This window comes from Acinetobacter sp. KS-LM10 (assembly GCF_036896575.1).
GTDB classification, from domain to species: Bacteria; Pseudomonadota; Gammaproteobacteria; order Pseudomonadales; family Moraxellaceae; genus Acinetobacter; species Acinetobacter avistercoris.
The window spans coordinates 251,679-277,071 of sequence record NZ_CP145906.1; the positions used below are offsets into that span (position 1 = coordinate 251,679).

Sequence of the window (25,393 nt, forward strand, 5' to 3'; positions counted from 1 at the left end):
ATCTTGGCTGAGAGAGGGATTCATATTTTTTAATTAAGCACATGATTTTATTTAATAAAATATTTCAATTATTTTGTTAATCCCCCAATCATCCCCTAAATGTAATAAATATTTAATTTCGTTCATAGTTATGATTATTAAAGGGAAATAAAATATATATAATCGATTGTACCAATATTAACCAATAATACGGGAATATATAGCTTGAACATCATTCATCTAACAGATTTGCATTTTGATTCTCAAACTAGATTACCAGCATTAATCAATGCTTTGAACAACTCTGATTTGATTAAAAACATTGAATCTGAAAATACTTATTTACTGATAACAGGAGATATTGCGACTAGAGGGCAAGATAACTGTTATCAATTTGCTCTACCTTTTGTTGAAAAAGTATTTATTGAGACAAAAAAAATCAAACGATCTAATATTATTTTGTGTCCAGGAAACCATGATTTAGCTTCAAATGGGGTTCAGGGTTTTAATGAGTTTTCAAGAAACATCAGAGATGATAGTACTTTTATCTTTGGAGCAGACAATGTAATTCTGAAGAAAGTAGATGATGTTTATTTTTGCTCTTTAAACTCTATTTATCAGTCTAGGCGAGGACATAGTAGTTTAAATCTTAATGAGTTAATAAGAAAATTAAAAAGAGAAAAAAGTATTATTGATACATGTAAGCATAAAATTGCAATTTTGCATCATCATTTGATTGGAGTTGAAGAAGGTGATTCAACAGCCGTACAAAATGCATTGCCTTTTTTGGAAGTTATTGAAAATTATGGTTTTAAATTGGTTTTACACGGGCATCAACATGTGCAACTCAATTTGAATATAAATAATATTCAAGTAATGAGTGGATACTCTTTACTTAGTCAATCAGCATTTTTAGGAAACGGAATTAATAAAATAAGTTATGATGACGTCCAAGATATCTTCACCAAAGAGACTTATGAGTTTACTCATAATTCCGTTCCTGTAGGCCAATTAAATTTAAGAAAAGTTGTATGAAAAAAGGTAAATTTATTGTATTTGAAGGTTTAGATGGTTCAGGTACTTCAACTCAATCTCAATTATTGCAAAATGCGTTATTAGAGAAGGGTGAAAAAGTGCATTTAACATGTGAACCTTCTCCAGGGCCTATCGGTAATATGATCCGTCAAGCAATGCAAGGTCGCATCTTATTTTCTAAACAAGATGATGAGTTTGATCAACAAATGGCTTACTTGTTTGCGGCAGATCGATATGATCATTTGAACAATCCTGTAGATGGGGTTCTTAAATTAGTTAATGAAGGCTTTTATGTCATTTCTACTAGATACTTTTTTTCTTCTCTCGCCTACCATGTAACAGACGATGATTCATCCAAATTAGTAGAGCGTCTTAATTCAGATTTTCCTAAACCTGATCTATTAATTTATTTGGACAATCCAGTAGAAAGCTCAATCAAAAGATTAAACTCTCGAACAGTACTAGATAAGTATGAAGAAGAAAATAAATTAAAGATTGTTTCCAAGAATTATCAAAAAATCATCTCAGAATATAATGATGAGAAATTGATTTTGTCAGCTTTAGACAGCAAAAATAATATTCACACCGAGATTGTTAAAAAGGTTGAGTCTATTTGATGAATACTTACAAGAACGTAAATATTTTTGATGATATTTATACCTCGATTAATGAGGAAATTTCAGGAGAGAACAAGAATTTAAATTTTACAAGGTATTTTGAATTACCTAGCTCAAGTCTTGTAGAAAATGGCTCAACAAGTGAAAAAAAAGCTAAGGATTGGATGAATTTTGAAAAGCCTGATGATTTACTGTTTAATCATGGTGAATTTATTACTCAAGAAGGCTTCAAGCATATAATTAATGAAATCAAAGAAAAGCCAAGTAGTAATAGGGCTCTTTACTCGCTCCTTTCACATACTAAGATATGTGGTCAAGGAGATCATCCAATACCTTCATTTTTATTATTTCAGGTTACAGTAGAAGATAATATTTTATATGCAACTACATATTTTAGAGCATTAGAAATAGCTAATTTTCTTAAAATAAATGTACAGGAAATTAAGCTTAACTTAATGAAAATAGTACAAGAATGTAATTTGCGATATATATCTAAAGTCAGAGTTACAATACATGCTTTTAATGCTTATAAAAAGGAAGATCAGAATATACCTAGAATCTTTGAGATTGATAGGATGTCACCATCGCAGTTGTCTAGATTACTATACAAGGAGAGTGAGCATGCCAACCTTGTTAGATTAATTATGGAAAAACAAGGCGTTGATACTTATATAAGTACTGCATGGGTTGAAACTATTATTGATGTATTAACAGTTAATCCAGATATGATTGAGATCTCACCTTTAAAAAATCATATCAATAATTTGAAAGAAAAGTTTGAAGCCTTATTATCGGTTTATTTAAGACTTATAGAGCTTAGAAAGAGAGTTTCACATTCACAAGAAATTGATCAAGACAATCAAAGAGCAAATGATTTAATTGAAGATATTGTTGAGAAAATATAATGCAATTAAAAGATATACAAGAGTTGCAACGATCTTTTGATAAAAGTCACCAAATGAAATTAGACTTTTATGAAAAAATTGACGAAAAAAATTTACCAGCTTTAGAGCATTTAGTTGTATGTCTGCTAGGTGAATTAGGTGAATTTTCGAACCTTTTGAAAAAAGTTGTCAGAGGAGACTATGAGCTTAAGGAAGTCAAAAAATCATTGGATGAAGAGCTCGTCGATGTTTTTATTTATTTAATAAAAATAGCAAATCAGTTCGATGTAGACTTAGAAAATGGGTATTTAAACAAATTGGAAAAAAACAAAGTTAAATTTGAAAAGAGCCTTAAATAAGTCTCTTTTCAATTACTTCTTTAATTGATTCACTACCTAAATTACTGTTTAGAGATTTCAGAGATAGTCCGTAAGTATTGCATACAGATTCATAATTCTGTTTTATCTGTTGTCCTAAAGGACTATTGATAATGAAAGGATCTAAACTATACCAAGCACAAGACAAGATGATAGAAGTGATAAAAACATCATTGTCAATATCATCTTTAAGAGCAAAAAAAGTATCATTCTGGTTAATAATAGACTCTAGTTCATCTTTTATTGCTTCAAACTTATGTTTGTTTGAATCAATAAAATTATTTAGCTCAGAGCTACTAGCCATAGAAATTTTTTGCCAATCATACGCTTCAGACATCTTATCCTCGGTCTCAATTGGATTTTTGGCTACTTTAACACAAATTTTTGAGTGAATATATTCAAAGAGTTTAGAACTAGGATGTGGTGGGGCTTGATTGTTATTCATTATAGCATTGAGCCAAGGGTCTTCAATTTTTTGTAAATCTTCTAAAAGAGATATCCGATTTTTAATAATTACATCTGAAAAACCCCAATCGAATTCCGATTCGAGTTTTTTTATATCACTTAAACTATTCTGGTAGAGGATTTGAGTTACTTTTTCAAAATCTTTTTCATAAAGATGGAGGTTATCAGTGATTTGGGTTTGTAATCCGACATGGTAATTCAATCTGTGAGCAATATATTTTTGTAAAATACCGAAAACAAAAATATTGTAGGGAATCCCTAGATAGAGGTCATTTGAACGGTTCACTACCGTTAGGTTAAGACAACCGTTATTAACTTTAAGATAAATGGTTGTATTACATGGGATGTCTTTTGAATTCTTTTGTAAATCATCAACAGAGTAGATTTGTAGTACAACTCGTCTGGACTCGGGATTTTTTTGTAAGTGGCTAATCGCATTTTCAATTTGATCTTGATCAAAATGATATCTAAGTCTATAGCCGTATGCACCGTTTAATGTTTTATTATCATCGGAGTATTGACCGTAGGAACTAATGTATTTAGATAAAAAATCAAACTCATTTTTTCCTTCTAATATCCAAGCACTTTCTACAAATGCAAATCTGTAATTTAGATTTCTCCCCTTTAAAAAACATAATCTAGGATCATGAGGTTGAATTATGAAAGTTGCTTGCCCGAGAACTTTTGCATTTCCATTCCTCGTAGCTTCTATTTCTGAAACGAATTGAGTGGCTTGGAAAGCTTTGAAATATGAAAGATTAAATGAATCATTGAAAATTAACATAAGCATTTATAATTGGCATGTTTTTGAAGGGATCAATTCTATTTTAAAATTAGTTATGTACAAATTTATATATTCTAAAGTATAAGAATTTTGTTTGGCGTTCAATTTTTATGAATGGCCTACATACAGCATTTCGTCAATTTTCTAAGACTTCGATCAATTTCCCGAAAAAGGGTTAAATTAAGGTTAAGTAAATGTTAAGTTTATACGTTTATTAATGCTTTATATTAAAGTATATAAGTTATTAGGCAGACCAAAACTATATAGAATGCCGTAAACCTTGTGTATCAAGGGATACAGCGGGATATTTGCTTCTAAATATTGATAGAAAATTTGCTAATCAAATTATGAATAGCGCTTGATACGATTTGATTCAAGTGAACCTTTTGCTCAAGCTCAAATGGTTGAAATGAGTCTCTGTACAAATCTTTTAATGGTTGGAACGCAGCGGTTTCTAATTGAGTAAATTTAAGACCTTTGAAGCCCTTTAACAAGATTCTTTTCAAATTATCTAAGCGATTATCCATATTACTAAGGATATTACGTTTAATGTTCTTTTCTGCCCAAATTCTCCATTTTGCTTCATGCAATGGCTGTTTATTGTGATCTGTGGTTTTGACTTAAAGATGCCAGTATTCATCCGCATCTCTATGATTGATTCCAATGTTATAGCCGTTTTGAATTTTTCTTATCAGGGTTAAAGGTGTTGTAGGAAGGGGATTAAATACTCCTAATTGGTTCTTAAAAATACAAAGGTTTTTTCTATAGTTACTAGAAAAATAGAAGACAAAATGATTTAAAACGGCTTTTAAAAAAGTTATTTAATTTAAGTGACAAAAATAAATGTAAATTCAACTGTTATATTTCGAAATATAATCATTGTGAAAGCTTTAATAAAATTATTATTAAAAACAAAAAAGACCTAAACCATCACAGTTTAAGTCTTTTGATATTCCATTGGATGCATGGAATAAAATCTTGGCGGTGAGAGAGGGATTCGAACCCTCGATACGCGCAAACGTATACACACTTTCCAGGCGTGCTCCTTAAGCCACTCGGACACCTCACCAAGGCGAGCGATGATAACGAAAAAAACCAATAAAGCCAAGTTGAAACAATTGATTTGAAGAAAAATAATTAAACGAGTGATATGATTGCCGAAAATTGTGTCCAATAAATCGAAGACAATGTTATGCAAAGTACTGCAAAAAAAGCCGCCTTGCCAGCGATTACCTTGGCTGCACTCGGTGTCGTCTTTGGTGATATTGGAACCAGCCCACTCTATGCACTGAGACAATGTTTTCTGACCGCGCATATCGCCATTTCAAATGAAACTGTGCTGGGTATTTTATCGCTGATATTTTGGTGCATGATGCTCACCATCAGCTTTAAATACGTGTCTGTGATTATGAAAGCAGACAACAATGGCGAAGGCGGAATCATGTCATTATTGGCATTGAATTTACGTTCAACTCGAATTGCTGAAAACAAAAAAATCTACCTCATCGCATTGGGTTTTATTGGGGCTTCATTGTTTTTTGGTGATGGCATTATTACCCCTGCGATCTCCATTCTCTCCGCGATTGAAGGTTTGAGTATCGCGACACCGATGTTTAATCAATGGCTTTTGCCTTTGTCGATTGGTATCTTGGCTGGATTATTTATGGTCCAGCGCCATGGTACAGCCACCATGGGCAAGCTCTTTGGCCCTTTAACCTTGGTCTGGTTTTTGTCGATTGGTTTATTGGGTTTGTGGAGTGTGATTCAAACGCCTTTTGTTTTGGCAATGGTCAGTCCGCATTGGGCCTTTAATTTTGTGGTTCAACAGCCCTATGTGGCGTTTCTGACCATGGGCGCAGTGATCTTAACCATGACAGGTGGTGAAGCGCTCTATGCAGATATGGGGCATTTTGGCCGCATGCCGATTAAACTGGCTTGGTTTATTATCGTATTACCTTGTTTGCTTCTAAATTATGCAGGTCAAGGCGCATTACTTTTACGTAATCCCAATGCCATTGAAAATCCATTTTATTTATTGGTGCCTGAGTGGGCGCTTTATCCCATGATTGGTCTAGCAACGGCTGCAGCTGTTATTGCATCACAAGCGGTAATTACGGGCGTATTTTCAATGGTCAATCAAGCCATTCAACTGCGTTATCTACCACGCTTGTCGATTCAACACACCTCGGAAGTTGAACAGGGACAGATTTATGTACCGTTCATTAACTGGGTGTTGTTCATTTCTGTGGTTATTCTGATTCTGCTTTTCGAAACCAGTGCCAATTTAGCCAGCGCATATGGTGTGGCGGTGACCATGACCATGCTGTGTGGCACCATCCTCATTTCTATTTTAGCCTATGGTTTTTGGCGTTGGCCGATTTGGAAAGTAGCACTATTTGCTGTGCCACTATTACTCATCGATTTAGTTTTTGTCGCATCAACCTCACTCAAAATTGCAGCTGGTGGATGGGTGCCGATTATGATTGGTGCTATCGTTTTCACCTTGATGATGACGTGGAAAGATGGTCGTCAAATTGTCTTAAATCGACTTGAGTCTGATGCATTACCCATCGATTTATTTATTAAAAGCGTCAGCATGAGCAGTGAAACAATGATTGTGCCAGGGGATGCGATTTTCCTGACGGGAACACCGAATATTGTTCCGCACGCAATGCTGCACAATATTAAGCATAATAAGGTATTGCATGAACGCAATATCATGATCACGGTGATTACCCGCGATGTGCCATTTGTCGCACAAACAGATCGCATTCAAGTGGAGAAAATGGATGATCGATTCTTTAGGATCTTTGTCTATTACGGTTTTAAAGATCAACCGAACATTCCACGTGCTTTAAAGCAGGCTTATGATGAGCTTGAGATCGAATACGATATGATGCATATCAGCTTCTTTATTTCACGCGATCGTTTAATTCATACCTTGGCGGATGGCATGGCACCATGGCGTGAAAAACTGTTCATTTCCATGCAACGAAATACCAGTCCAGTCAGTGATTTTTATCAAATTCCGCCAAACCGAGTGGTTGAGATGGGTAGTCAAATTGAAATTTAAATTGACAGTCCAGCTTTAAAACAAAGCTTTACATAAAACAGAGATTAAAAGTTGATTGAAGATAAAGATCAAAAATTAACATCAAAAAAAGCCAAGGATTAAACCTTGGCTTTTTTTATTCAAAATGCTTGTGAATATTCTGACGACATCAAAAACTCACGTTGCAAATCAACCTATTTAAATCAAGCAAACGTATAGATTAAATTACTGATTAGCAGCAGGATCTGCTTGAGGTGCTTCAGTCATCATGCTACCTGGTTGTACCGCAGAATCATCCACTGCTGGCGCTTCTTGTTGCGGTGCTTCGGTTGCTGTTGCTTCCGCAGCTGCATTTGGATTCATTGCTGGTGCTGCTTCAGCCCCAGACATTACTTCAGTCTGCTGAACAGGTTTGATCTGACCACTTGAGATCAACTCGTTTAAAGAACCTGGTTGGCCATTTACAGTCGTGCTGACTTTGACTTTAGAAAGGCTCTCTAGCGTTTCACCTGCTTGTACAGGAGGTTCTGCAAATGTCGCCATACTAACGACTGATAATCCCGCCAATAAACCGATAAGTTGTGAGCGCATAATATACTCCAATTATTTTAATATCTAAAAATGTGTAAATGGATATTCATGATATAAGCTCTCACAATAACGTTCACCAATTCAATAAAATATACGGAAAATCATCTGTTTTGCCCAACAAAGCTCTAATAAAACCAACATTTTGTTACTTAAATTGCTGCTTAAAGCAGCACAAATTGTAGAAGCTTTATTCACTTGAAAGTTCAATTGATGTACATCAAACACAGAGCTTGTTAAGCTCTGTCCGATTTGAAAAATTACACTATGTAAATCTTTCATAACTACCGAATAATGGACTGAAATAGGTAAAAATAGATTGAGTAATACTGTTGTAAAAACTGTGCTGGGTATTATTGCTGCCAGTAGTTTTGCCATCGCTTTTGGGCAAGAAAAGATTTCACAATATCTGCCTTTTTCAAGCAGTATGAATTCAACATGTTTGAATCAGTTTTACCGCGAAGAACCACCTTATTTGGTCAAAGAAAGTTTAAATAAAAACAGTTATCCGCTTTGTTTTAATGGGTTTAATACCATGTATTCTGGTATTTCAAAAACACCATTATGGACAGCGGAATACTTAACACCCTCGCGTTTAAGTCAGAAAATTAAACGTGAAGACAGTTTCCATGAAGAGCAACGTGTGGATTTAAAACATCGGGCATTGTTGTCAGATTATCGCGGGTCTGGCTATGATCGGGGACATTTAGCGCCCAATGGTGATATGCCCAATAAAGCTGCACAATACGACAGCTTTAGTTTAGCCAATATGATTCCACAATCGCCTAAGAACAATCAGCAGGTTTGGCGCGAACTCGAAGAAGCAACACGTGCGATTGTGACCAAGCAAAAGCAAGATGTTTACGTCATTACAGGACCTGTATTCTCAGGTCAAAAACTCAAGACCATCGGGAAAGGTGTCATTGTACCGACGGCTGTTTATAAGGCGCTTTACCTACCGAAGGACGGGATAATTGGCGTTTATTACGCCCCAAATGATAATTCGCTAAAAGTGAAAATTATCAGCGTTTGTCAGTTAGAGGAAAAAATTGGAATTAATCTTTTCCCTCAACTCACCGAAGAGCAAAAACGTAATACTTATAATTTGCCTTTAAAATCGAGCCAAGTGAAAGCAAATCAAAAAATTGCATATTCACATTGGGATGCTGAAAGTCAGTGCGCTGAAGAGATTAGTGCAGACAATATCAAAGCATTGCAGAAAAAATTCACGACGCAAAAATCAAATATGACGGCGAGCTCAGACCATGCTGAAAGCAGTAAACCAAAAATTGATGAACAGACTCAAGATGCCGTGGTGAAAGAACTTACTCAAGCTCTAATACAGTATTTCTTACAATTGATTAAGTAAGTCTGCTGTTTTCTTTCAAAATCTAATGTATTTTTGAATGAGAACAAAAAATGATAGAGAATTTCAATGATGTTTAAACCTTTTGAAAATGGCGTTGAGTCACATTCCATTCATGACTTAACGCTAGAGAATGATGTCGATAGAGTCAGTCTTTATGGCAATTTACAGATCTCTAAAGATCAGTCTGGATTAGAGGCTGCTCGTGCCTTACAAGCGTATGTGAACGCCATTGTCAATGAATTAGAACAGATCAAGAATTTACCGAAAAAAATTGAGACGCAGTCTGAAAATGAGATAGAAAACCCATTCTTATAAGATTTTATGTATTTCGTTATTTCACCCATTCGATTTATTTCACTCATTCGCTTTGCTCGTAAATTTTTAGATTGAGTCATCATGAAGCTGAGTCAGAATAAAAAAGCCTGCATATGCAGGCTTTTTTATTCTTGAAAAATTTATTCTTGTTTTCCAGCAAAACCTTTATAGATCAATGCACCGATAACAGCGCCAACGATCGGAGCGACCCAGAAAACCCAAAGCTGAGACAGTGCTGCAGTTTCAGCGAAGAATGCCACACCCGTACTACGTGCAGGATTCACTGAAGTATTGGTGACTGGAATACTGATTAAATGAATGAGGGTAAGTGCTAGACCAATCGCAATCGGAGCGAAACCAGCAGGAGCACGTTTGTCTGTAGAACCCATGATAATAATTAAGAAAAAGGCTGTTAAAACCACTTCGATCAGAATCACAGAAGTCAGTGCATAATTACCTGGCGAAAGTTCTCCAAAACCATTGGTTGCGAAGCCACCTGTGCCAACAAAACCTGCTTGTCCTTGCACGATCAGATACAGTACAAATGCAGCTGCAGTCGCACCAATCACTTGCGCAACAATATAAGGAATCAAGTCTTTCGCATCAAAACGACCACCGACCCATAAGCCAACACTGACTGCGGGGTTGAAGTGACCACCAGAAATATGACCTAAAGCATAAGCAGCTGTTAAAACGGTTAAACCGAAAGCTAATGCTACACCTGCGAAACCAATGCCAAGTTCAGGAAAAGCCGCAGCGAGGACTGCACTACCACAGCCACCAAAGACTAACCAAAACGTACCTAAAAACTCTGCACAATATTTATTCATTTTTATTTCCTATTTATCGTTTATTTAAATTAGTTTTTTATGAATTAATGCATAAATATTAATCTATTTTTTGATAGGAAATCTAAAAATCGGACGAATTGTATTCAGCTTGATGAGATTGTTTAAGACGCCATTTCTGCGGTGTGATCCCCATCCATTGTTTAAATGCTCTTTGAAAAGCACTTTGTTCGGAGTAGCCAAGCAATAAAGCAATCTCGTGCAAACTGAGATGAGGATCTGTTAAGTATTGAATGGCCAAGACCTCTCGGATTTCTTGAACACGTTGTTGATAGGTGCTGTTCTGCTGTTGTAAATAACGTTGTAATTGTCTAACAGACATTGAGAGCTGCTGAGCAACGTATTCAATTTGATAATTATTTTTCTGTACCCCGACTAAAATAGCCTGTTGTAAACGTTCATCTAATTGTGTGCTATTGGGAAGTCGATTAAGTAAATCTTGAGCTTGCTGCATCAATAATTTTTGTAAGGTGTGATCAGCTTGTTGAAGTGGTGAGTTTAAAAAATGAGTGTTTAAAAAAATTTCAGCATTGGCTTGTGAAAACTTAACTTTACACTGAAAAAAACGTTCATAAATCAATGTGCTTTTGGGTCTAGGACTCCGAAAATGTACCTCAATAATCGGTGTTTCAGGTACTGAAAGATAAAGTCTAAGAAACTGTACCAATAGCGCAATCGCGATTTCATCGGTGATTTGCGTGGTGAGATGAGCAGGGAGTTCTCCCCAGCGAATCGACAGTGAGTTTTCTTGTTGTTCAATTTTCAGCGGTGAACCATCATAGATTAAACGATGATATTCGTGATAACGCGTCAGGGCTTCGGCCAAGGTGTCCGATGAAAGTGCAATATACGCCATGATGCCTAAATGCTGCGGTTTTACATACTGAGCGATGTCTAAACCTAGTGCAGGTTGAGCGTTATGTTGCTCGATTTCTGATAAAAGTTCACGCCAGACATCAAAGCCGAAACGCTCAACATTTTGAACATTTTCAAGCTGAGGAGAAATAGCTAACTGCTTGATATGACAATAATCATAAAGGAGCTGGCCGAGTCCGCCATACACAGAACCACTGTAGTCTTTTATTTGCGGCATCTTAAATGTCTATTGTTGTTTTATCGTGGAATACACAATATTTTTAACATGATTGTTCAGCCTATAACAAGAGTGTTGTATGTATTTTCAACAACTTATTTTAAATATGATTGAATCGATCTGTCGTGTTTTGTCAATGAATTAATGGTGTACGGTCAAGAATGGTGATACTAATCTCGTTAAATTAATAAAAGAATAAGAGGAGATCATTTAATGATTAAGGGATTTGTCGTGGGCTTGGTCTTTGCAAATGGTTTTGAATGGATCGCGCATAAATATATTTTACATGGGACTCATCGCGCGGGTCAGTCTCGCTATAGTCCTGTCCCTCGAAGCATGGAATCACATTGGGCGCATCACAAAGAAGTCCGTAAAGCGACATTTCATGATGTGGGTTATGTTGAAGGTGTAGCAAACTGGCGAACACGAAATGAAATTATTTCATTGGCTGTGGTTTCAGTTGCCGCCAGTGCAATTTTTTACCCGATATCTAAAGGCATGGCTGCTGCCTCGGTATACAGTGCCTTAAATTATTATTATGTGCATCGGCGTTCACACCTAGAGCCAGATTGGGCGAAGAAAAAAATACCGTGGCATTATGATCATCACATGAACACCAACCAAGATGCCAATTGGTGTGTGACCAAGCCTTGGTTTGATTATCTTTTAGGGACTCGTGTCATTTCGTCTTTAGATTTACAAGAACAAAATCCGCTAGGTGTGAAATTACCCAGCGTGATTGCACAGTGGTTAACGCATAAAGTAAATCAGCACTTTCCAGCGCAATGGATTGAACAGTCTCCTATTAAAAACAACGAGTAATAAAAAAACGAGTCATAAAACATCGATTCATAAATGGTCGTGAACAATCATTTTTTATGATTATATTGATCTTGTATAACGTATTCATCACCTGTTGTTTGGCGTAAATAGTCAATAATTTAGGTGTAAATGGTCAATATTTTTAAAAACCTTGTCAGTATAGTCAACAAAGTTCAGGCTCTCTAATGAATCAACCTACCAGTATATAAATATGGTGTATGTTGAAAACAAAGAATCTGACCTACCATGATTTCATAAATCAAACGCTGTAAATTTCTCAGTTTATAGGGAGCTCTAGGGCTCCTTTTTTTTATTTGATTTTTAGGTTCTCAGGCCAAGTACAACTCAGCTAGGCTTATGTTGAAGTTCATTTTTGAATCTCAACATTTAAAAGAGACAAATAAACTTAAAAGAGATGAGTAAACTGCTTTAAATAGACTTGTTTCAACATTCAACATTCAACATTCACACAACACACTCATCATGAATAATCCCTCAACCTCACCTTCCCCAAAGGGAGAAGGGATTTTTACAGATCAATGTATTGCCACTCAATGACCATTTTTTGATTGATGAAAGAGGTCAAATATTAGAGGTTGATAAAATGCGTATTAAAGACGCATTTCAATGCCTTGGTCTGCAAGGTATTGCTTCGCTTCAGGAATGGTGTGTTGACCAAAATGGAAGATTGATGCAGCCAATACAGCATCAGCACCCCCATGAATAATCCCGTCAGCTAAATGTTGTAGACAACCTACACCGCCAGAAGCAATGGTTGGAATGGTGACGCGGTTGTTGATCTGACGCATTAACTTCAAGTCATAACCTGCTTTGGTGCCATCTGCATCCATAGAGGTAATCAAAAGTTCACCTGCGCCGTATTCAGCCATTTTTACAGCCCATTCGATTGCATCGATGCCCGTAGGTTTTCGACCCCCATGAGTAAAAATTTCCCATTTATTGTCAGCGGTCTTTTTCGCATCAATCGCGACCACAATACATTGTGCGCCAAAGCGTTGAGATGCTTCTTGTACAAACTCTGGATTAAACACCGCAGCAGAGTTAATACTGACTTTATCTGCACCAGCATTGAGTAATAAACGAATATCTTCAACTTTACGGACACCGCCACCTACAGTTAATGGAACGAAGACACTTTCCGCCATACGTTCAACAGTACGGTACGTGGTATCCCGACCATTTGAGGTTGCTGTGATGTCTAAGAAGGTAATTTCATCGGCACCTTGTTCATTATAACGTCGTGCAACTTCTACAGGATCTCCCGCATCTCGGATATCCAAAAACTGAACACCTTTCACTACTCGACCGTTATCTACGTCAAGACAAGGAATAATTCGTTTAGCAAGCATAATTTTTTCCAAAAATAACAGCCGATTATGAAACTTCGCCACGAAGGTGCTACACCTTGTAAGTGGGAGCGGGTATTCTATCAAAATTATGTAAGTTTTTTTGCAGGTTTTCTATGTCGGTCTATACCACTTTGACTTTAAAGGAAGTTCAGGAATTTTCAGCACCTTATGGATTAGAGGTGATTGAGCTGATTCCCATTCAAGGAGGTATTCAAAATACGAACTATTTTCTGGTGTGTAAAAATGGACAACAGTTTGTATTGACCATTTTTGAAGATATGGATGAACATGGGGCAGGTGAGTTGGTGCCTGTGCTTGAGCATTTAGGTCAGGCGGGTTTAGCTGTACCTGTACCATTGAAACATAACGGTCGTGCGATTCAGATTTTAAAAGAGAAACCTGCGCAAATTGCTCCGCGTATGATGGGTCATCACCCGATGCCCTCTACAGTTGAACAAGCGGCTGAAATTGGACGTGCACAAGCAAAAATGCATGTCGCACTGCAAGACTTTCCTTTAGAGCGCGCAGAATACCGCAATCATAGCTATTGGCGTAGCGTGGCAACAGACATTAAGCCGACACTCAACGCAGCCGATTCCGTTCTATTGAATAACTTGTTGGGTTTATATGATGTTTTAAGTCAGATGTATCCAGACCGTCCACGTGGTTTTATTCATTCTGATTTATTCCGAGATAACACGTTATTTGAAGGCAATGTGCTTAAAGGTATTTTGGATTTTTATGAATTAAATAAAGATGAATTACTTTTTGATATCGCCATTTCAATCAATGATTTCTGTACCAACTATCCTGATGTTGATCTGAATGCAGACAAAGCACAGGCATTCTTGAAAGCCTACGAAACGGTGCGTCCGTTAACTTCGGATGAAAAATCTTGTTTAGAGCTTTATTTGGCGATGGCAGCAGGTCGTTTTTGGATGATGCGTTTACAAGTGGCGCAAAAGAATATTGAGTTGGGACGTACAGGCGATGACATATTGCAGAAAAACCCAATGGAAATGCGTAATATGTTGGTAGAACGCTTAAAGTTTGTAACGGCATAGTCTGAAGAAAAGGAATCAATGGAATGCGCGATCAAGGTCGATTAGTAGAATGGTTTGATGACAAAGGCTATGGCTTTATTCAACCGAATGATGGCTCAAAAGATCGCGTATTTCTGCACATTAAAGACTTTGCCAGACCTGGGCCACGTCCAATTATGGGCTGTGCCTTGGAGTATGTAGTACAACTGGATGGTCAAGGTCGCTATAAAGCCAAACAAGTGAGCTACTTAAAGGCAAACCAAACGCAGAAAAATGCCAATAAAAATAAAAAAATTCATGTGAAAAACAAGTCTAAACTCCAGCCTATGCAAGTGGCTTGTATTGTTTATATTCTGGTGATGGCAGGCTTAAGTTTGGCAGGATTACTGAAAGGCCCATTATTGTTATTGATTGGACTGATTAACCTTCTGACCTATTGGATGTATTCACAGGATAAAGAGGCAGCAGAACGAGGCAATCGCCGTGTTCCTGAGAATACCTTACATATTTTAGCTGTGCTCGGCGGCTGGCCAGCGGCATGGCTTGCACAACAAAAACTACGTCATAAAACACAAAAACAACCCTTTAGAAATATCTATTTCTGTACCATTGCATTTCATATTTTAATTATTCTGTGGTTAATCTCTCCATTAAATTCACTGAATTTTTAATAGGGTATAAAATCTAAAAAAGGTATAACAATGAACTATTCTATTGATAAAGATCCAAATCGAAGTTTAACGATCATTCTTTATATTCTATATATCATTGCAATTTTTTCAGCAGGTATTTTGGCCATTATCGCTTTAATCATCAATTACATGAAAAGAAGTAGTGTCAAAGGTACAATTTTTGAGAGTCATTTTACTTGGCAAATACGAACCTTCTGGTGGTATTTGATTTGGAATATTATTGCATTCCTACCGTTCATCTTTTTGTTTTTCACGGCCGATAACCCTAATGCATTTGCAGGCGTCGCTCTTGGCGCAACCACCTTTTGTGTTGCGGTCATCGGATTATCTTGGGTCTGGATTGTTTATCGCGCCATACGCGGTATGATCAAAGTCAATGATAATCAGTCGATGTATTGATGCTTTGCAGCTTTGATGCTTTTAAATGTAAGCCATCAAACATTTTAACGATATAACCGAGTATTATTGAGTTCTTCAATATGATTATTGAGCATGTTCATTTAAAGATTAAAGAAGGTCAAAGTGCTGCATTTGAACAAGCCTTCCAGCAAGCAAAAGATTTAATTGCTCCGATGCAAGGCTTAAATGCAGTTCAATTGATTCGACATTTTGAAAATGAACATGCTTATATTTTAATGGTTTTCTGGGATCATCTGGAAGACCATAGCGTCGGGTTTAGAACATCAGAGGCTTATGAAAAATGGGCGGCACTTTTACATCCATTTTACGACCCAATGCCAAACGTTGAATATTACCAACCCTGCATGATGCTAAGAAAAAAATAAATTAAACAACAATCCAATTCAATGAATAATCCAAACAAAGAGAAGACTCAAATATAGTATCGACTAAATAAATTACCGACTAAATAAATGATCGACTAAATAAAGTTTCGATCCAAAAAAGTAACTCTCTTATTTACTTTATGTGACGCCACAAAGTCATGTGATCCTACAAAGTCAGTGACCCTATAAAGCCATCTGAAACTATGATTGCGGTTGAATCGCAGGTTTAGCGCAATCAGAATGACGCGATATGATGAATCAATTGAATAACTATGTGAATAATAGATCCTAGTTTTTAATCATTTTCAGCTATAAAACCTTCCAATCCTATAACACAGTATAAAAAATAGCCATGGATCAATGGATTAAATTAAATATATAAACAATAATCATTATCATTAGTATTCTCATTGATTGGGTGTTTTTGTATACTCCTTGCGTTCATCCTGTTTAAGAATAAATAAATTATGCAAATTCGATTTAAGGGGCAATGTGTATTTGCACTTGTCTTTGTTATCGCACCTTCTGTTTTTGCCCAAGAAGAAAATACGACGCTCAAAACCATTACATTATCTGCAGATCTTAAAAAATCGATTCAAGAGGCCTATAAAGGGGGAGGGAATATGGATATCCCTCGTTCTGAAGATGATATTCAACCCTATACCATCATTAATAGCGAAACGATTCAGCAATCTGGTGCGACCTCAGTTGAAGAGGTATTAAGTAAGGTGTTGACCATGAACACCTCAGTACAAAATGAGTCTGGTGGTGGCTTTACCAGTACAACCAGCCAGATCAATTTACGTGGCTTAGGTGCAAATCATACGCTTATTTTAATTAATGGTAGACGTTCTGCAGGAATAGGGACTCGTGGAACGGCTGAACTTCCGGATCAACCCAATTTAAATAATATTCCTTTGAGTGCCATTGAACGGATTGAAGTATTACCGACGTCAGCCTCTGCTATTTATGGTTCGAGTGCGATCGGTGGTGTGATTAACGTCATATTGAAAAGAGATTATGTGGGAACAGAGCTCAATGTACGCTATCAAAATACATTGAATGATCAACAACCCGTAGTTAACGGTTCTTTCGTTTCTGGTTTTTCCTTAGAAGATGGCCGTACGCAAGTGATGATTACGGGTTCTAAAGAAGATCAAGATGCCTTACAGCATTCAGAAAAAAATTGGCGAAATATGGGGCGTGCTTTACAGCTTAAAAACAATCCAAATTCAATTTATGGTGGCGCGAATCCACCTGCAGGAAATTTAGTAAATATTAAGTCCAAAGATGGGAGCGACTTAATTACTGGTTCTTCTATGGTGCATATTCCTAAAGGTTGGAAGGGTGACTTAAATCAATTGGGTCAAGGTTATGCGCTCGGCTTAGCGGATGGCATGAGTGCTTGGTCAGCCGATACCTCTATTATTACTGAAAGTAAAACTGAATCTTTAGGTATATCGGTCAATCGTGATTTTACTTCGCGTCTAAATGTTTATGCAGAAGGCAGTTATGATGAGGAAAAAGGAAAGCAACTGACTACCCCACATGGTTATGGTTCAGTCGAGTATAAGGCAAATAATCCAGCCAATCCCTTCGGTCAAGACGTGATGGTGACCTATCCCGTAAATTGGGCAGATATGGGAGAAAAAGCCTATCGTCAGATTGAAAATAAATCTAAGCGCCTAGCAACAGGCTTTACTTATGAACTCACACCTGATTGGAGCTTGTCTGCAGATTATGCTTGGAGTCGTGCCAACATCATGATTAATTATCCACGCAGAGGAAGCAATAACCCGAATGCGAAAGCATGGGCTGCAGATTTAAAAGACGGAAAGATTGATCTGATTCAAGACACAACGACCGTTGGCACAGATGTTATTGCGCGATATTGGAATTATCCCAAAACTCAAACGCAATCCACATTAAATGATTTTGCATTGCGTGCAGCGGGAACAGCATATCGTTGGTATGCAGGTGATATTAATCTTGCGACGGGTTTAGAATATCGAAAAATTGATACAGAAGGTTTTGCAGACCACCAACATGTAGATAATCCTTGGCGTAAACCGACCGAAAGAAATATGAATGCCAGTAGTGCTTATGCCGAATTAAGCATCCCATTTATCTCGCCAGACATGGGGTTATCGTGGGCCAAACACTTTGATATGCAGTTGGCGGGTCGATATGAACGTTTCGATATCAAAGCCAGAACCCCTTTGTATAAAGTGGATCCAGTCACTCAATATAATTCAGTTCTGACTGGTTATGACGTGCAGGGAAAAGTCACTTATGACGACTTCACGCCGACGATAGGCTTTAGTTTTGCACCGAATGACCAAATTATGTTACGTGCATCTTATAGCGAAGGATTTATTACGCCAGATCTCAACAGTATGGCTGAACCGACGTCAAATGTAGTTACTACTGGAACGTTAACCGATCCTAAAACAGGGAATATTATTAATGATTACACATCGATTAGTGGCGGCAGTCCTGATTTAACTCCAGAATCTGCTAAAAGCTATAATGCTGGAATCGTGTTTACACCTTCAGTCCTTACAGGATTACGTTTATCTTTAGATTATTTTAATATTCAAAAAAGCAATAACATCACGACGCCATCAGCCGAATACGTATTGGCCAATGAAAGTCAATTTGGTCAACGAGTTGAACGAGATACGCAAGGAAATGTCATTTCAATTGATACCACCCCATTCAATGCATTGGGTCTTAAAACCCAAGGTTTAGACACCAATATCCGTTTTAATTTTGACAGTTTAATTGGTCATTCAATGATGAGTTTGGGCTATACCTATACGGATCGTTATGATGAGCAAACCTCATTGACAGGTGGGTGGGAGAGTAGACTTAATGGTTCAGCCAGTGGCAACCCAATTCGCCATCGTGCCAATGCTTCTTTTGTTTTGGAACCCAATTCACAATGGTCTTTCGGTTGGGCTGCACAATACTATGGCAGTTATAACATCACTGATCAAAATGCGATTTTAAGCCAAACAGGGAAAGCATCGGAAAAGCTGAGAATTGAAGATGATGTATTACACGATATCTTTGCACGTTACACGCTTACAACAGCAAAAATGAAAGGCAGTGCTGCACAATTTACATTCGGTATTCATAATGTCTTAGATAGTTATAGTCTAGATATGTCGGGAAGTAATTACATCAGCCGTTACAGTAGTGCCTTGGGTCGTAATTATTATCTCAATATGAAATTCTCTTTCTAGAAGGCATAGTTTTCTTTCATTAGTTATTTTTACACAACAAAATCCTAATCATTCCTGATGCTCACCTTCTCCCAAAGGGAGAAGGTTTTTTATAGATCAATTTATTATCGCTCAATGATCTTTTTGATTGATCAAAGAGATCTAATATTCTGGTTATTGAATGATTTCTAATCATGTTTAGATGCTTGCAGACTGTTTCTTTTTCGCTGAAAAAAGTTTACTTTCCATTCGCTGACAATAACACTCAGTACAATCAGGCAGCCACCGATGAGTGCAAGTCCAGCCAAGCGTTCACCTGCTAAGCGACCGAAGAGAGCAGCCCAAATGGGTTCACCTGCATAGATAATCGCAGCTTGAGACGGATCTACCACTCGTTGCGCCCAATTCATAGCCAATTGAATGAGTGCACTGGCTAGACCTAATGCACATAAAATTCCAATGAGTTGCCAGTTAAAGTCAGGCATCGTCGTTTCACCTAAAATCGGTGCCATAATGAAACACAGCAATGAGGCAAACATCAGCTGCAAGATAGTCACACGGCGTAGGTTCACCTGACTTGCAAAATAACCAATCAAAATAATTTCGAATGCAATCGCAATAGAACCCATTAAGGTGATTACTTGTCCAAACTTAAGTTGAAAAGCACCAAAACCATTGCCTGTTAAAAATACTAAGCCGAGGAATGCTAAGCCTGCTCCAAGCCAAGTCATGATGTGCGGTTTATTTTTGAATATGAGCCACATGATGAGTGGAACCAAGGGCACATATAAAGCAGTTAGAAAAGCAGACTCGCTGCTCGTAATGGTTTGCAGACCAATCGTTTGCGTACCATAACCGATTGCGATGACCAGTCCAATCAAGAATCCAGCAAGCCATTCTAAGCGACTAAAACCATGCAGAGAGCGATATGAAATGAGACTTACAGCCAAGGCTGCCGCTGCAAAACGCATAGCAACAAATAAAATAGGACTACTAAAATTCAAACCATATTGCACCGTAATGAATGATCCACCCCAAATAATGGTGATGAAAATCAATACAAGTTGTGGTGCTTTGGTTTTAATCCAAGAAGAGCTGAGCGGCATGGATGATCTGATACTATAAAAAGGAACAAGCTATAAAAAAGGAATAAGAAAATTAAGAAATAAAGGCATAAAAAAGAGGTCTTTCGACCTCCTTAAAAGCATGTCCAATCTTAGAAAGATCGGTCATCCCACAATGCTTGAGCTTCACGTAAGTTTAATGTGCCTTCGTAAATAGCACGACCTGTAATCGCGCCAAGAATACCTGGCTGACCTTTAAGATTACGGACATCAACTAAATTGGTTACACCACCTGAAGCAATAACAGGTAAGCCTGAATAAGTCGCGAGATTTACCGTCTGCTCGATGTTCACACCTTGCATCATGCCATCACGTGCAATATCAGTATAAACAATGCTTGAAACGCCAGCATCTGCAAAACGTTTAGCCAGATCAGTGGCTTTGACATCAGTCACATTGGCCCAGCCATCTGTAGCCACCATGCCATTCATTGCATCAATACCAACGATGATATGACCTGCGAATTTTTTGCATGCTTCTTCAACAAAAGCAGGGTCTTGAACTGCTTTGGTTCCGATAATTACAAAAGATACACCTGCATCTAAGTAATGTTCAATGGTTTCCAATGAACGAATACCGCCACCAATTTGAATGGGAAGATCAGGTTGCGCTTTTGCAATGGCTTCAACTACAGGTTTATGAATCGGCGTACCGGCGAAAGCACCATTTAAATCGACTAAATGTAAACGACGTGCGCCTTCATTTACCCAGTGTTGTGCTGTTGCGACTGGATTGTCAGAAAATACGGTATCGTCTTCCATGCGGCCTTGTTTAAGACGCACACATTTACCATCTTTCAGGTCAATTGCAGGGATAATCAGCATGCTTTCGCTCCTAGCCTATTCTTTTGGAGTTGAATCAACGCAATCTTAACAAATAAAGTCATGTGATCTACAGTCAATTCTGAAAATTGATAAAAATTTAAACCGCATTATAAAGATAGGTGGTTTAAATAGGCTGTTGTTTTGCTTGTTTATTGTTCTAAATTAGCCATATAGGATGACTCTATGCAAGGTTGAATGAAATGGAGGATTGAATGATATGTGGAATTTGTTTACTTATTTGCGCTGAAAATAACTGTCTTTCAAATAAGGCTTTAAAGACTAAAAGGGCAGCATAAGCATCTGCTGCAGCATAAGAAATTTGTTGAGCATCTAAGTTTTTCTTGGCCCAATTGGAGGTACTAATTTTTTTATTTTTAATAAAATTTTGTTCAAAAAGTAAAGCAATCGCCGTTTTAATACCGACTGTATTGGTCAGACCGAAAGTCGAAAAGCATTTGGAAAGATCGATGGTATTCTGAATTTCGATGCCTTTTTTGCGGAACAGATGCACATCATTTTTAAGTCCAAAACCGACTTTAAGCTGTTTGGGATTATTCAGAATAGGTTGTAAAAATGTCAAAATCGCTGGATTCACTTGAAATAAATAGGCCTTTTTAAGCGTAGCGAGCTGAATCAAATGTGGTCCCGTAGAGATCTCACCTTTATTAAAAGTGGGCTTTGACTCTGTATCAAAACCAAATATGAAGGCTTGCTTTAACTCTGCTTCAACGGCGTGACAATCTTCAATGCTACGAATGAGTATAATATTTGAGTCATCTAAACTTTGAAAATGAGGAAGGTGACGACGCTCTTCATTCATTGGCGTTGGGTGCTTAAGATCAGTCACAGATAATATTTCAGGCAAATGAGAAAGGATTGTTATAGCAATAAACTCACGTATAGTGATAGGTTTAAAACAATATATTGATGAATGAATTGGTGAGATATGAATAAAGAGGATGATGACCTTTTTAGTGAAGGGGCAAAACGAATTAAACAGCTAATCAAAGATAAAAATATTAAACCTACCGATATCGTCAATGCTTTGGGCGTATCCAAAGAAACTGTTTCAAAGTGGGTTCAGGAGTCCGCGACTCCAAATGCTCAGCATTTAATTGAGTTGGCTAAATTACTGGGTGTGACAGAGCGTTGGATTGCTGAAACGAAAGATACGAAAAAATCGGATATCGCGAGAGACGAAAGAGAGAACAGAACAGGGCTTGAGCTTAAAGATGCGACTCCAGATCAATTGATTGCGGAATTGAAATCTAGATATGCAGCATTAAATTTAAAGGCTGAGATTAAAGTTAGTGTCGAGCCAATTGCGGGAGGTTTTGTTTCAAAGAATGGTTTTGAAGATGAATAAGCCCATCATTTGATGGGCTTATTCTAAGATTATTCTTGGACGGGTGATTCACCATAAGATTGTTGAATCTGGGCTTGTTGAGCACGTTCAATATAACTTTGGTAGCTCGGCATCCAAACAACGGCCAAGATCATGACAACTGGAATCATGAGAATATAAATCCATCCAACGACTTTTTCCCAACCTTGAGTGACACGTGGTGCGCCATAATTATTCGTTTCAGCATCACCTTTAGCGAAGAGTAAATATATCGCAAAAATCACATTGGCCAGAGGGACCAGCATTAACAAGGCTAACCAACCTGAATGATTACGATCATGTAAGCGTCGAATCATAAAAACAATAGAGAAGTAGATGAAGGCAATGTAAAGAATGACGACTAAAATAATCGCAGGTGTCGAAATACTTTCAGGATGTTGTGGATCGATAAAAAGCCCAAATATTGCGACCAATACACCGATAATAATCATAAAAATAACGGAGCTGAGAAAGAGCCAAGCCAAATAGGACAGACGTCCGAATCGTCCTGATGCATTTGTGGGTTTATCTTTAGATAAGAATTGATTCATTTTTTATTAACCTATTTTAAGAATGTGTGCGTTCTTTATTTTTTAAATTATTGCGCTAGAGATCATAACAAAATTATTTTTAGAAGAATATAGGCTTGTTTGAACAATAAAAAACCCACCGAAGTGGGTTAAATAATTAGATTTTCCATTCCACAAAATTTTTCAGCATTTGCAAACCTGCCGTGTGACTTTTCTCTGGATGAAACTGCGTTGCGAACAAGTTTTCTTGATGAATCGCCGTGCAAAAATCGATCCCATAATCACAGGTCGCAGCCACCAAGTCAGTGTTCTTAGGTTCAACATAGAAACTATGTACGAAGTAAAAACGCGTGTCTTGTTCAATGTCTTTCCACATAGGATGACTTGGATCCATTTGATGCACTTGATTCCATCCCATATGCGGGACTTTTAATCCCGCCATTTCTGGAAAATGTTTCACTGTCCCTTCAAAAATACCAAGTGCATCTGCACCGCCATTCTCTTCAGAACGCTGCATCAAGGCTTGCATACCAACGCAAATCGCTAAAACAGGCTTATTGAACGCCGCATTGAGTACCACGTCATCAATACCTGCTTCACGCATGCCTTGCATACAGTCGCGCATTGCTCCCACACCGGGGAACACGATTTTATCGGCTTGTGCAATGAGTTTAGGATCATTGGTCACATCGACTTTGGCACCGACATGTTCAAGGGCTTTTGCAGCAGAGTGTAAATTTCCCATACCATAGTCAAGAAGGGCGATACGGGTCATTACAAAGTCCCTTTGGTTGAAGCGACCGTGTTCGTAGCACGTGGATCAATCTCACATGCCATACGCAGAGCACGCGCAAATGCTTTAAAAGTACATTCAATTTGGTGATGGCTGTTTTTGCCTTTCAAATTGTCAATATGAAGCGTCATTAATGAGTGATTAACAAAACCTTGGAAGAATTCTGAAAATAAATCGACATCAAAAGTACCAATCATGGCGCGTGTAAAAGGAATGTCCATGAATAAACCTGGACGACCAGAAAGATCGACCACGACACGGCTTAATGCTTCATCAAGAGGAGCATAAAAGTGACCATAGCGTTTAAGGCCTTTTTTATCACCTAATGCTTGAGCAAATGCTTGGCCGAGCGTAATACCACAGTCTTCTACAGTATGGTGATCATCGATATCCAAATCACCATCACAATGAATATCAATGTCAAATAAGCCATGACGCTTGATTTGATCGATCATATGGTCTAAAAATGGAATACCTGTATTGAGGGTGCCTTGACCCGTACCATCAAGATTCACACGAACTCGAATTTTTGTTTCGTTAGTGTTTCTTACCACTTCACTGATACGTTGCGTCATAGACACGTTCCTCAAAAACGTTAAAAATGATGAATATAGATATTTCGTTGTGACGAAAGCCACAGCATATTAGATTGCTCAGGAGGGTTTATCAATGCCTATCACCGTACATGCAACAACTTCAATCGAGAAAACTGAAGTTCGTGAACAGCTTGAGCGTTTGTATGACACCAGTCCAGAATTTTCAGATGGTGAAGATGCCATAGCACAACTTGAGCAAAACTTAGCTCAGTATACCTTACTTTACACAGCAGAATTTAATACAAAAATTATTGCTGCAATGTGGGTTACGGGACAAGGCACGAGCCGAACGCTTGAAAACATTGTGGTCCATCCAGCGAATCGGGGGCGAGGTGTCGCAGAAAGATTGGTGAGTGAAGTCTGCCGTATGGAAGAGGAAAAAGGTGTCAATGTCTTCGAACCTGGATGCGGTGCTATTCATCGTTGTCTAATGAGTTTGGAAAAAATTTAAATAAAAGTTTAAATAAAGATCTATAAATCTATTGATGTATAAAAACCAGTTGTGAATACAGCTGGTTTTTTTGATAAGAAGGCGAGTATTTAACTTCTTTTTAAACGTTGGATTGAAGTATAAGCGTGAAATTGATTTAAAAATAAACATTTGCACGGTTTTTTTTAAAACAAGCTTGACGATATCTCGCTGAAACTGTTTAATACGCGTCATCGGCGTGATAGCTCAGTAGGTAGAGCAACGGATTGAAAATCCGTGTGTCCCCAGTTCGATCCTGGGTCTCGCCACCATATTTAAAATCTATTTTAAGATTTCAATCTCTGATCCCATCAGAGATTTTTTTTGT

26 protein-coding genes and 2 tRNA genes are annotated in these 25,393 nt (G+C 37.6%); 16 read left to right on the forward strand and 12 right to left on the reverse strand.

Features of this window, described 5'->3' with window-relative positions:
* The first annotated feature begins 204 nt into the window (after nt 1-204).
* Genes V5M36_RS01105 through V5M36_RS01120 form a run of 4 tightly spaced genes read left to right on the forward strand, consistent with a single transcriptional unit; the run spans nt 205 to nt 2,874 of the window.
* A complete protein-coding gene (locus tag V5M36_RS01105; RefSeq protein ID WP_338561149.1) occupies nt 205-1,014 on the forward strand; it encodes a metallophosphoesterase family protein in 810 nt (269 codons plus the stop codon).
* On the forward strand, nt 1,011-1,631 hold the full coding sequence (tmk, locus tag V5M36_RS01110; protein ID WP_338561151.1) for a dTMP kinase: 621 nt from the start codon (nt 1,011-1,013) through the stop codon (nt 1,629-1,631). The genes V5M36_RS01105 and tmk overlap by 4 nt, the downstream gene beginning before the upstream one ends.
* Nucleotides 1,631-2,536: a hypothetical protein gene (locus tag V5M36_RS01115; protein WP_338561153.1), complete on the forward strand. Its 906-nt coding sequence runs from the start codon at nt 1,631-1,633 to the stop codon at nt 2,534-2,536. The genes tmk and V5M36_RS01115 overlap by 1 nt, the downstream gene beginning before the upstream one ends.
* Nucleotides 2,536-2,874, forward strand: a complete 339-nt coding sequence (locus V5M36_RS01120; RefSeq protein WP_338561156.1) for a hypothetical protein — start codon at nt 2,536-2,538, stop codon at nt 2,872-2,874. The genes V5M36_RS01115 and V5M36_RS01120 overlap by 1 nt, the downstream gene beginning before the upstream one ends.
* Here V5M36_RS01120 and V5M36_RS01125 read toward each other — a convergent pair.
* On the reverse strand, nt 2,867-4,147 hold the full coding sequence (locus V5M36_RS01125) for a thymidylate synthase (RefSeq protein WP_338561158.1): 1,281 nt from the start codon (nt 4,145-4,147) through the stop codon (nt 2,867-2,869). The genes V5M36_RS01120 and V5M36_RS01125 overlap by 8 nt on opposite strands.
* Before the next feature lie 973 nt (nt 4,148-5,120).
* Nucleotides 5,121-5,210: transfer RNA gene (locus tag V5M36_RS01130), tRNA-Ser, on the reverse strand.
* Between the two features lie 123 nt (nt 5,211-5,333).
* On the opposite strand from V5M36_RS01130, the gene V5M36_RS01135 reads away from it, so the two are divergent.
* Complete coding sequence (locus V5M36_RS01135) at nt 5,334-7,214, forward strand: potassium transporter Kup (protein ID WP_338561161.1); 1,881 nt, start codon at nt 5,334-5,336, stop codon at nt 7,212-7,214.
* A gap of 204 nt (nt 7,215-7,418) precedes the next feature.
* On the opposite strand, the gene V5M36_RS01140 is transcribed toward V5M36_RS01135, so the two are convergent.
* Nucleotides 7,419-7,784 (reverse strand): hypothetical protein, encoded by a 366-nt coding sequence (locus V5M36_RS01140; protein ID WP_338561163.1) that lies wholly within the window; start codon nt 7,782-7,784, stop codon nt 7,419-7,421.
* A gap of 316 nt (nt 7,785-8,100) precedes the next feature.
* On the opposite strand from V5M36_RS01140, the gene V5M36_RS01145 reads away from it, so the two are divergent.
* Together V5M36_RS01145 and V5M36_RS01150 are read left to right on the forward strand one after the other, a co-directional pair.
* Nucleotides 8,101-9,150 carry a DNA/RNA non-specific endonuclease gene (locus V5M36_RS01145; protein WP_338561166.1) on the forward strand — a complete coding sequence of 350 codons (1,050 nt, stop codon included), beginning with the start codon at nt 8,101-8,103 and terminating at the stop codon, nt 9,148-9,150.
* Nucleotides 9,151-9,219: 69 nt separating this feature from the next.
* The gene (locus V5M36_RS01150; RefSeq protein ID WP_338563959.1) at nt 9,220-9,465 is read left to right on the forward strand and encodes a hypothetical protein; all 246 of its coding nucleotides are present in this window, start codon (nt 9,220-9,222) and stop codon (nt 9,463-9,465) included.
* Between the two features lie 140 nt (nt 9,466-9,605).
* Here V5M36_RS01150 and aqpZ read toward each other — a convergent pair whose 3' ends face one another.
* Both aqpZ and V5M36_RS01160 read right to left on the reverse strand, forming a co-directional pair.
* Entirely contained in the window at nt 9,606-10,295 is a 690-nt protein-coding gene (gene aqpZ, locus V5M36_RS01155; protein WP_338561169.1) for an aquaporin Z, read from the reverse strand.
* Between the two features lie 82 nt (nt 10,296-10,377).
* On the reverse strand, nt 10,378-11,406 hold the full coding sequence (locus tag V5M36_RS01160; protein ID WP_338561171.1) for an AraC family transcriptional regulator: 1,029 nt from the start codon (nt 11,404-11,406) through the stop codon (nt 10,378-10,380).
* Between the two features lie 213 nt (nt 11,407-11,619).
* On the opposite strand from V5M36_RS01160, the gene V5M36_RS01165 reads away from it, so the two are divergent.
* Nucleotides 11,620-12,228 (forward strand): hypothetical protein, encoded by a 609-nt coding sequence (locus V5M36_RS01165; protein WP_338561173.1) that lies wholly within the window; start codon nt 11,620-11,622, stop codon nt 12,226-12,228.
* Between the two features lie 611 nt (nt 12,229-12,839).
* Here the strand turns inward: V5M36_RS01165 and hisF are convergent.
* Complete coding sequence (gene hisF / locus V5M36_RS01170; RefSeq protein WP_445206298.1) at nt 12,840-13,598, reverse strand: imidazole glycerol phosphate synthase subunit HisF; 759 nt, start codon at nt 13,596-13,598, stop codon at nt 12,840-12,842.
* A 113-nt stretch (nt 13,599-13,711) separates the two neighbouring features.
* Here hisF and V5M36_RS01175 point away from each other — a divergent pair, with 113 nt between their 5' ends.
* The 5 genes from V5M36_RS01175 (at nt 13,712) to V5M36_RS01195 (ending at nt 19,366) form a co-directional block, all read left to right on the forward strand.
* On the forward strand, nt 13,712-14,662 hold the full coding sequence (locus V5M36_RS01175) for a homoserine kinase (protein WP_338561175.1): 951 nt from the start codon (nt 13,712-13,714) through the stop codon (nt 14,660-14,662).
* A gap of 23 nt (nt 14,663-14,685) precedes the next feature.
* Complete coding sequence (locus tag V5M36_RS01180; RefSeq protein WP_338561178.1) at nt 14,686-15,312, forward strand: DUF1294 domain-containing protein; 627 nt, start codon at nt 14,686-14,688, stop codon at nt 15,310-15,312.
* 30 nt (nt 15,313-15,342) lie between these two features.
* Nucleotides 15,343-15,732: a DUF4870 family protein gene (locus tag V5M36_RS01185; protein WP_338561181.1), complete on the forward strand. Its 390-nt coding sequence runs from the start codon at nt 15,343-15,345 to the stop codon at nt 15,730-15,732.
* Between the two features lie 80 nt (nt 15,733-15,812).
* Nucleotides 15,813-16,118: an antibiotic biosynthesis monooxygenase family protein gene (locus V5M36_RS01190; protein WP_338561184.1), complete on the forward strand. Its 306-nt coding sequence runs from the start codon at nt 15,813-15,815 to the stop codon at nt 16,116-16,118.
* Nucleotides 16,119-16,585: 467 nt separating this feature from the next.
* Nucleotides 16,586-19,366 carry a TonB-dependent receptor gene (locus tag V5M36_RS01195; RefSeq protein WP_338561186.1) on the forward strand — a complete coding sequence of 927 codons (2,781 nt, stop codon included), beginning with the start codon at nt 16,586-16,588 and terminating at the stop codon, nt 19,364-19,366.
* Nucleotides 19,367-19,533: 167 nt separating this feature from the next.
* Here V5M36_RS01195 and V5M36_RS01200 read toward each other — a convergent pair whose 3' ends face one another.
* The 3 genes from V5M36_RS01200 to V5M36_RS01210 form a co-directional block, all read right to left on the reverse strand.
* A complete protein-coding gene (locus V5M36_RS01200; RefSeq protein WP_338561188.1) occupies nt 19,534-20,451 on the reverse strand; it encodes a DMT family transporter in 918 nt (305 codons plus the stop codon).
* Nucleotides 20,452-20,561: 110 nt separating this feature from the next.
* Nucleotides 20,562-21,293: a 1-(5-phosphoribosyl)-5-[(5-phosphoribosylamino)methylideneamino]imidazole-4-carboxamide isomerase gene (gene hisA / locus V5M36_RS01205; RefSeq protein WP_338561190.1), complete on the reverse strand. Its 732-nt coding sequence runs from the start codon at nt 21,291-21,293 to the stop codon at nt 20,562-20,564.
* Nucleotides 21,294-21,474: 181 nt separating this feature from the next.
* On the reverse strand, nt 21,475-22,113 hold the full coding sequence (locus tag V5M36_RS01210; RefSeq protein ID WP_338563965.1) for a 3'-5' exonuclease: 639 nt from the start codon (nt 22,111-22,113) through the stop codon (nt 21,475-21,477).
* 126 nt (nt 22,114-22,239) lie between these two features.
* Between V5M36_RS01210 and V5M36_RS01215 the strand changes: the two genes are divergently transcribed.
* Nucleotides 22,240-22,659, forward strand: a complete 420-nt coding sequence (locus tag V5M36_RS01215; protein WP_338561192.1) for a helix-turn-helix domain-containing protein — start codon at nt 22,240-22,242, stop codon at nt 22,657-22,659.
* 29 nt (nt 22,660-22,688) lie between these two features.
* Here V5M36_RS01215 and V5M36_RS01220 read toward each other — a convergent pair whose 3' ends face one another.
* From V5M36_RS01220 to hisB, 3 genes are all read right to left on the reverse strand, one after another.
* Nucleotides 22,689-23,228, reverse strand: coding sequence for a DUF805 domain-containing protein (locus V5M36_RS01220; RefSeq protein ID WP_338561194.1), 540 nt, complete (start codon nt 23,226-23,228; stop codon nt 22,689-22,691).
* Nucleotides 23,229-23,364: 136 nt separating this feature from the next.
* Nucleotides 23,365-23,982 carry an imidazole glycerol phosphate synthase subunit HisH gene (gene hisH / locus V5M36_RS01225; RefSeq protein ID WP_338561196.1) on the reverse strand — a complete coding sequence of 206 codons (618 nt, stop codon included), beginning with the start codon at nt 23,980-23,982 and terminating at the stop codon, nt 23,365-23,367.
* On the reverse strand, nt 23,982-24,575 hold the full coding sequence (gene hisB, locus V5M36_RS01230) for an imidazoleglycerol-phosphate dehydratase HisB (RefSeq protein ID WP_338561199.1): 594 nt from the start codon (nt 24,573-24,575) through the stop codon (nt 23,982-23,984). The genes hisH and hisB overlap by 1 nt, the downstream gene beginning before the upstream one ends.
* 94 nt (nt 24,576-24,669) lie before the next feature.
* Here hisB and V5M36_RS01235 point away from each other — a divergent pair, with 94 nt between their 5' ends.
* Together V5M36_RS01235 and V5M36_RS01240 are read left to right on the forward strand one after the other, a co-directional pair.
* Nucleotides 24,670-25,047 carry a GNAT family N-acetyltransferase gene (locus V5M36_RS01235; protein ID WP_338561201.1) on the forward strand — a complete coding sequence of 126 codons (378 nt, stop codon included), beginning with the start codon at nt 24,670-24,672 and terminating at the stop codon, nt 25,045-25,047.
* 214 nt (nt 25,048-25,261) lie between these two features.
* Nucleotides 25,262-25,337 (forward strand) — tRNA-Phe (locus V5M36_RS01240).
* The last annotated feature ends 56 nt before the right edge of the window (nt 25,338-25,393 follow it).

Coding starts and splice junctions, on each gene's coding strand:
- tmk (WP_338561151.1), top strand. CDS start 1,011: ATGAAAAAAGGTAAATTTATTGTATTTGAAGGTTTAGATGGTTCAGGT.
- V5M36_RS01115 (WP_338561153.1), top strand. CDS start 1,631: ATGAATACTTACAAGAACGTAAATATTTTTGATGATATTTATACCTCG.
- V5M36_RS01120 (WP_338561156.1), top strand. CDS start 2,536: ATGCAATTAAAAGATATACAAGAGTTGCAACGATCTTTTGATAAAAGT.
- V5M36_RS01125 (WP_338561158.1), bottom strand. CDS start 4,147: ATGCTTATGTTAATTTTCAATGATTCATTTAATCTTTCATATTTCAAA.
- V5M36_RS01135 (WP_338561161.1), top strand. CDS start 5,334: ATGCAAAGTACTGCAAAAAAAGCCGCCTTGCCAGCGATTACCTTGGCT.
- V5M36_RS01140 (WP_338561163.1), bottom strand. CDS start 7,784: ATGCGCTCACAACTTATCGGTTTATTGGCGGGATTATCAGTCGTTAGT.
- V5M36_RS01150 (WP_338563959.1), top strand. CDS start 9,220: ATGTTTAAACCTTTTGAAAATGGCGTTGAGTCACATTCCATTCATGAC.
- aqpZ (WP_338561169.1), bottom strand. CDS start 10,295: ATGAATAAATATTGTGCAGAGTTTTTAGGTACGTTTTGGTTAGTCTTT.
- V5M36_RS01160 (WP_338561171.1), bottom strand. CDS start 11,406: ATGCCGCAAATAAAAGACTACAGTGGTTCTGTGTATGGCGGACTCGGC.
- V5M36_RS01165 (WP_338561173.1), top strand. CDS start 11,620: ATGATTAAGGGATTTGTCGTGGGCTTGGTCTTTGCAAATGGTTTTGAA.
- hisF (WP_445206298.1), bottom strand. CDS start 13,598: ATGCTTGCTAAACGAATTATTCCTTGTCTTGACGTAGATAACGGTCGA.
- V5M36_RS01175 (WP_338561175.1), top strand. CDS start 13,712: ATGTCGGTCTATACCACTTTGACTTTAAAGGAAGTTCAGGAATTTTCA.
- V5M36_RS01180 (WP_338561178.1), top strand. CDS start 14,686: ATGCGCGATCAAGGTCGATTAGTAGAATGGTTTGATGACAAAGGCTAT.
- V5M36_RS01185 (WP_338561181.1), top strand. CDS start 15,343: ATGAACTATTCTATTGATAAAGATCCAAATCGAAGTTTAACGATCATT.
- V5M36_RS01190 (WP_338561184.1), top strand. CDS start 15,813: ATGATTATTGAGCATGTTCATTTAAAGATTAAAGAAGGTCAAAGTGCT.
- V5M36_RS01195 (WP_338561186.1), top strand. CDS start 16,586: ATGCAAATTCGATTTAAGGGGCAATGTGTATTTGCACTTGTCTTTGTT.
- V5M36_RS01200 (WP_338561188.1), bottom strand. CDS start 20,451: ATGCCGCTCAGCTCTTCTTGGATTAAAACCAAAGCACCACAACTTGTA.
- hisA (WP_338561190.1), bottom strand. CDS start 21,293: ATGCTGATTATCCCTGCAATTGACCTGAAAGATGGTAAATGTGTGCGT.
- V5M36_RS01210 (WP_338563965.1), bottom strand. CDS start 22,113: ATGAATGAAGAGCGTCGTCACCTTCCTCATTTTCAAAGTTTAGATGAC.
- V5M36_RS01215 (WP_338561192.1), top strand. CDS start 22,240: ATGAATAAAGAGGATGATGACCTTTTTAGTGAAGGGGCAAAACGAATT.
- V5M36_RS01220 (WP_338561194.1), bottom strand. CDS start 23,228: ATGAATCAATTCTTATCTAAAGATAAACCCACAAATGCATCAGGACGA.
- hisH (WP_338561196.1), bottom strand. CDS start 23,982: ATGACCCGTATCGCCCTTCTTGACTATGGTATGGGAAATTTACACTCT.
- hisB (WP_338561199.1), bottom strand. CDS start 24,575: ATGACGCAACGTATCAGTGAAGTGGTAAGAAACACTAACGAAACAAAA.
- V5M36_RS01235 (WP_338561201.1), top strand. CDS start 24,670: ATGCCTATCACCGTACATGCAACAACTTCAATCGAGAAAACTGAAGTT.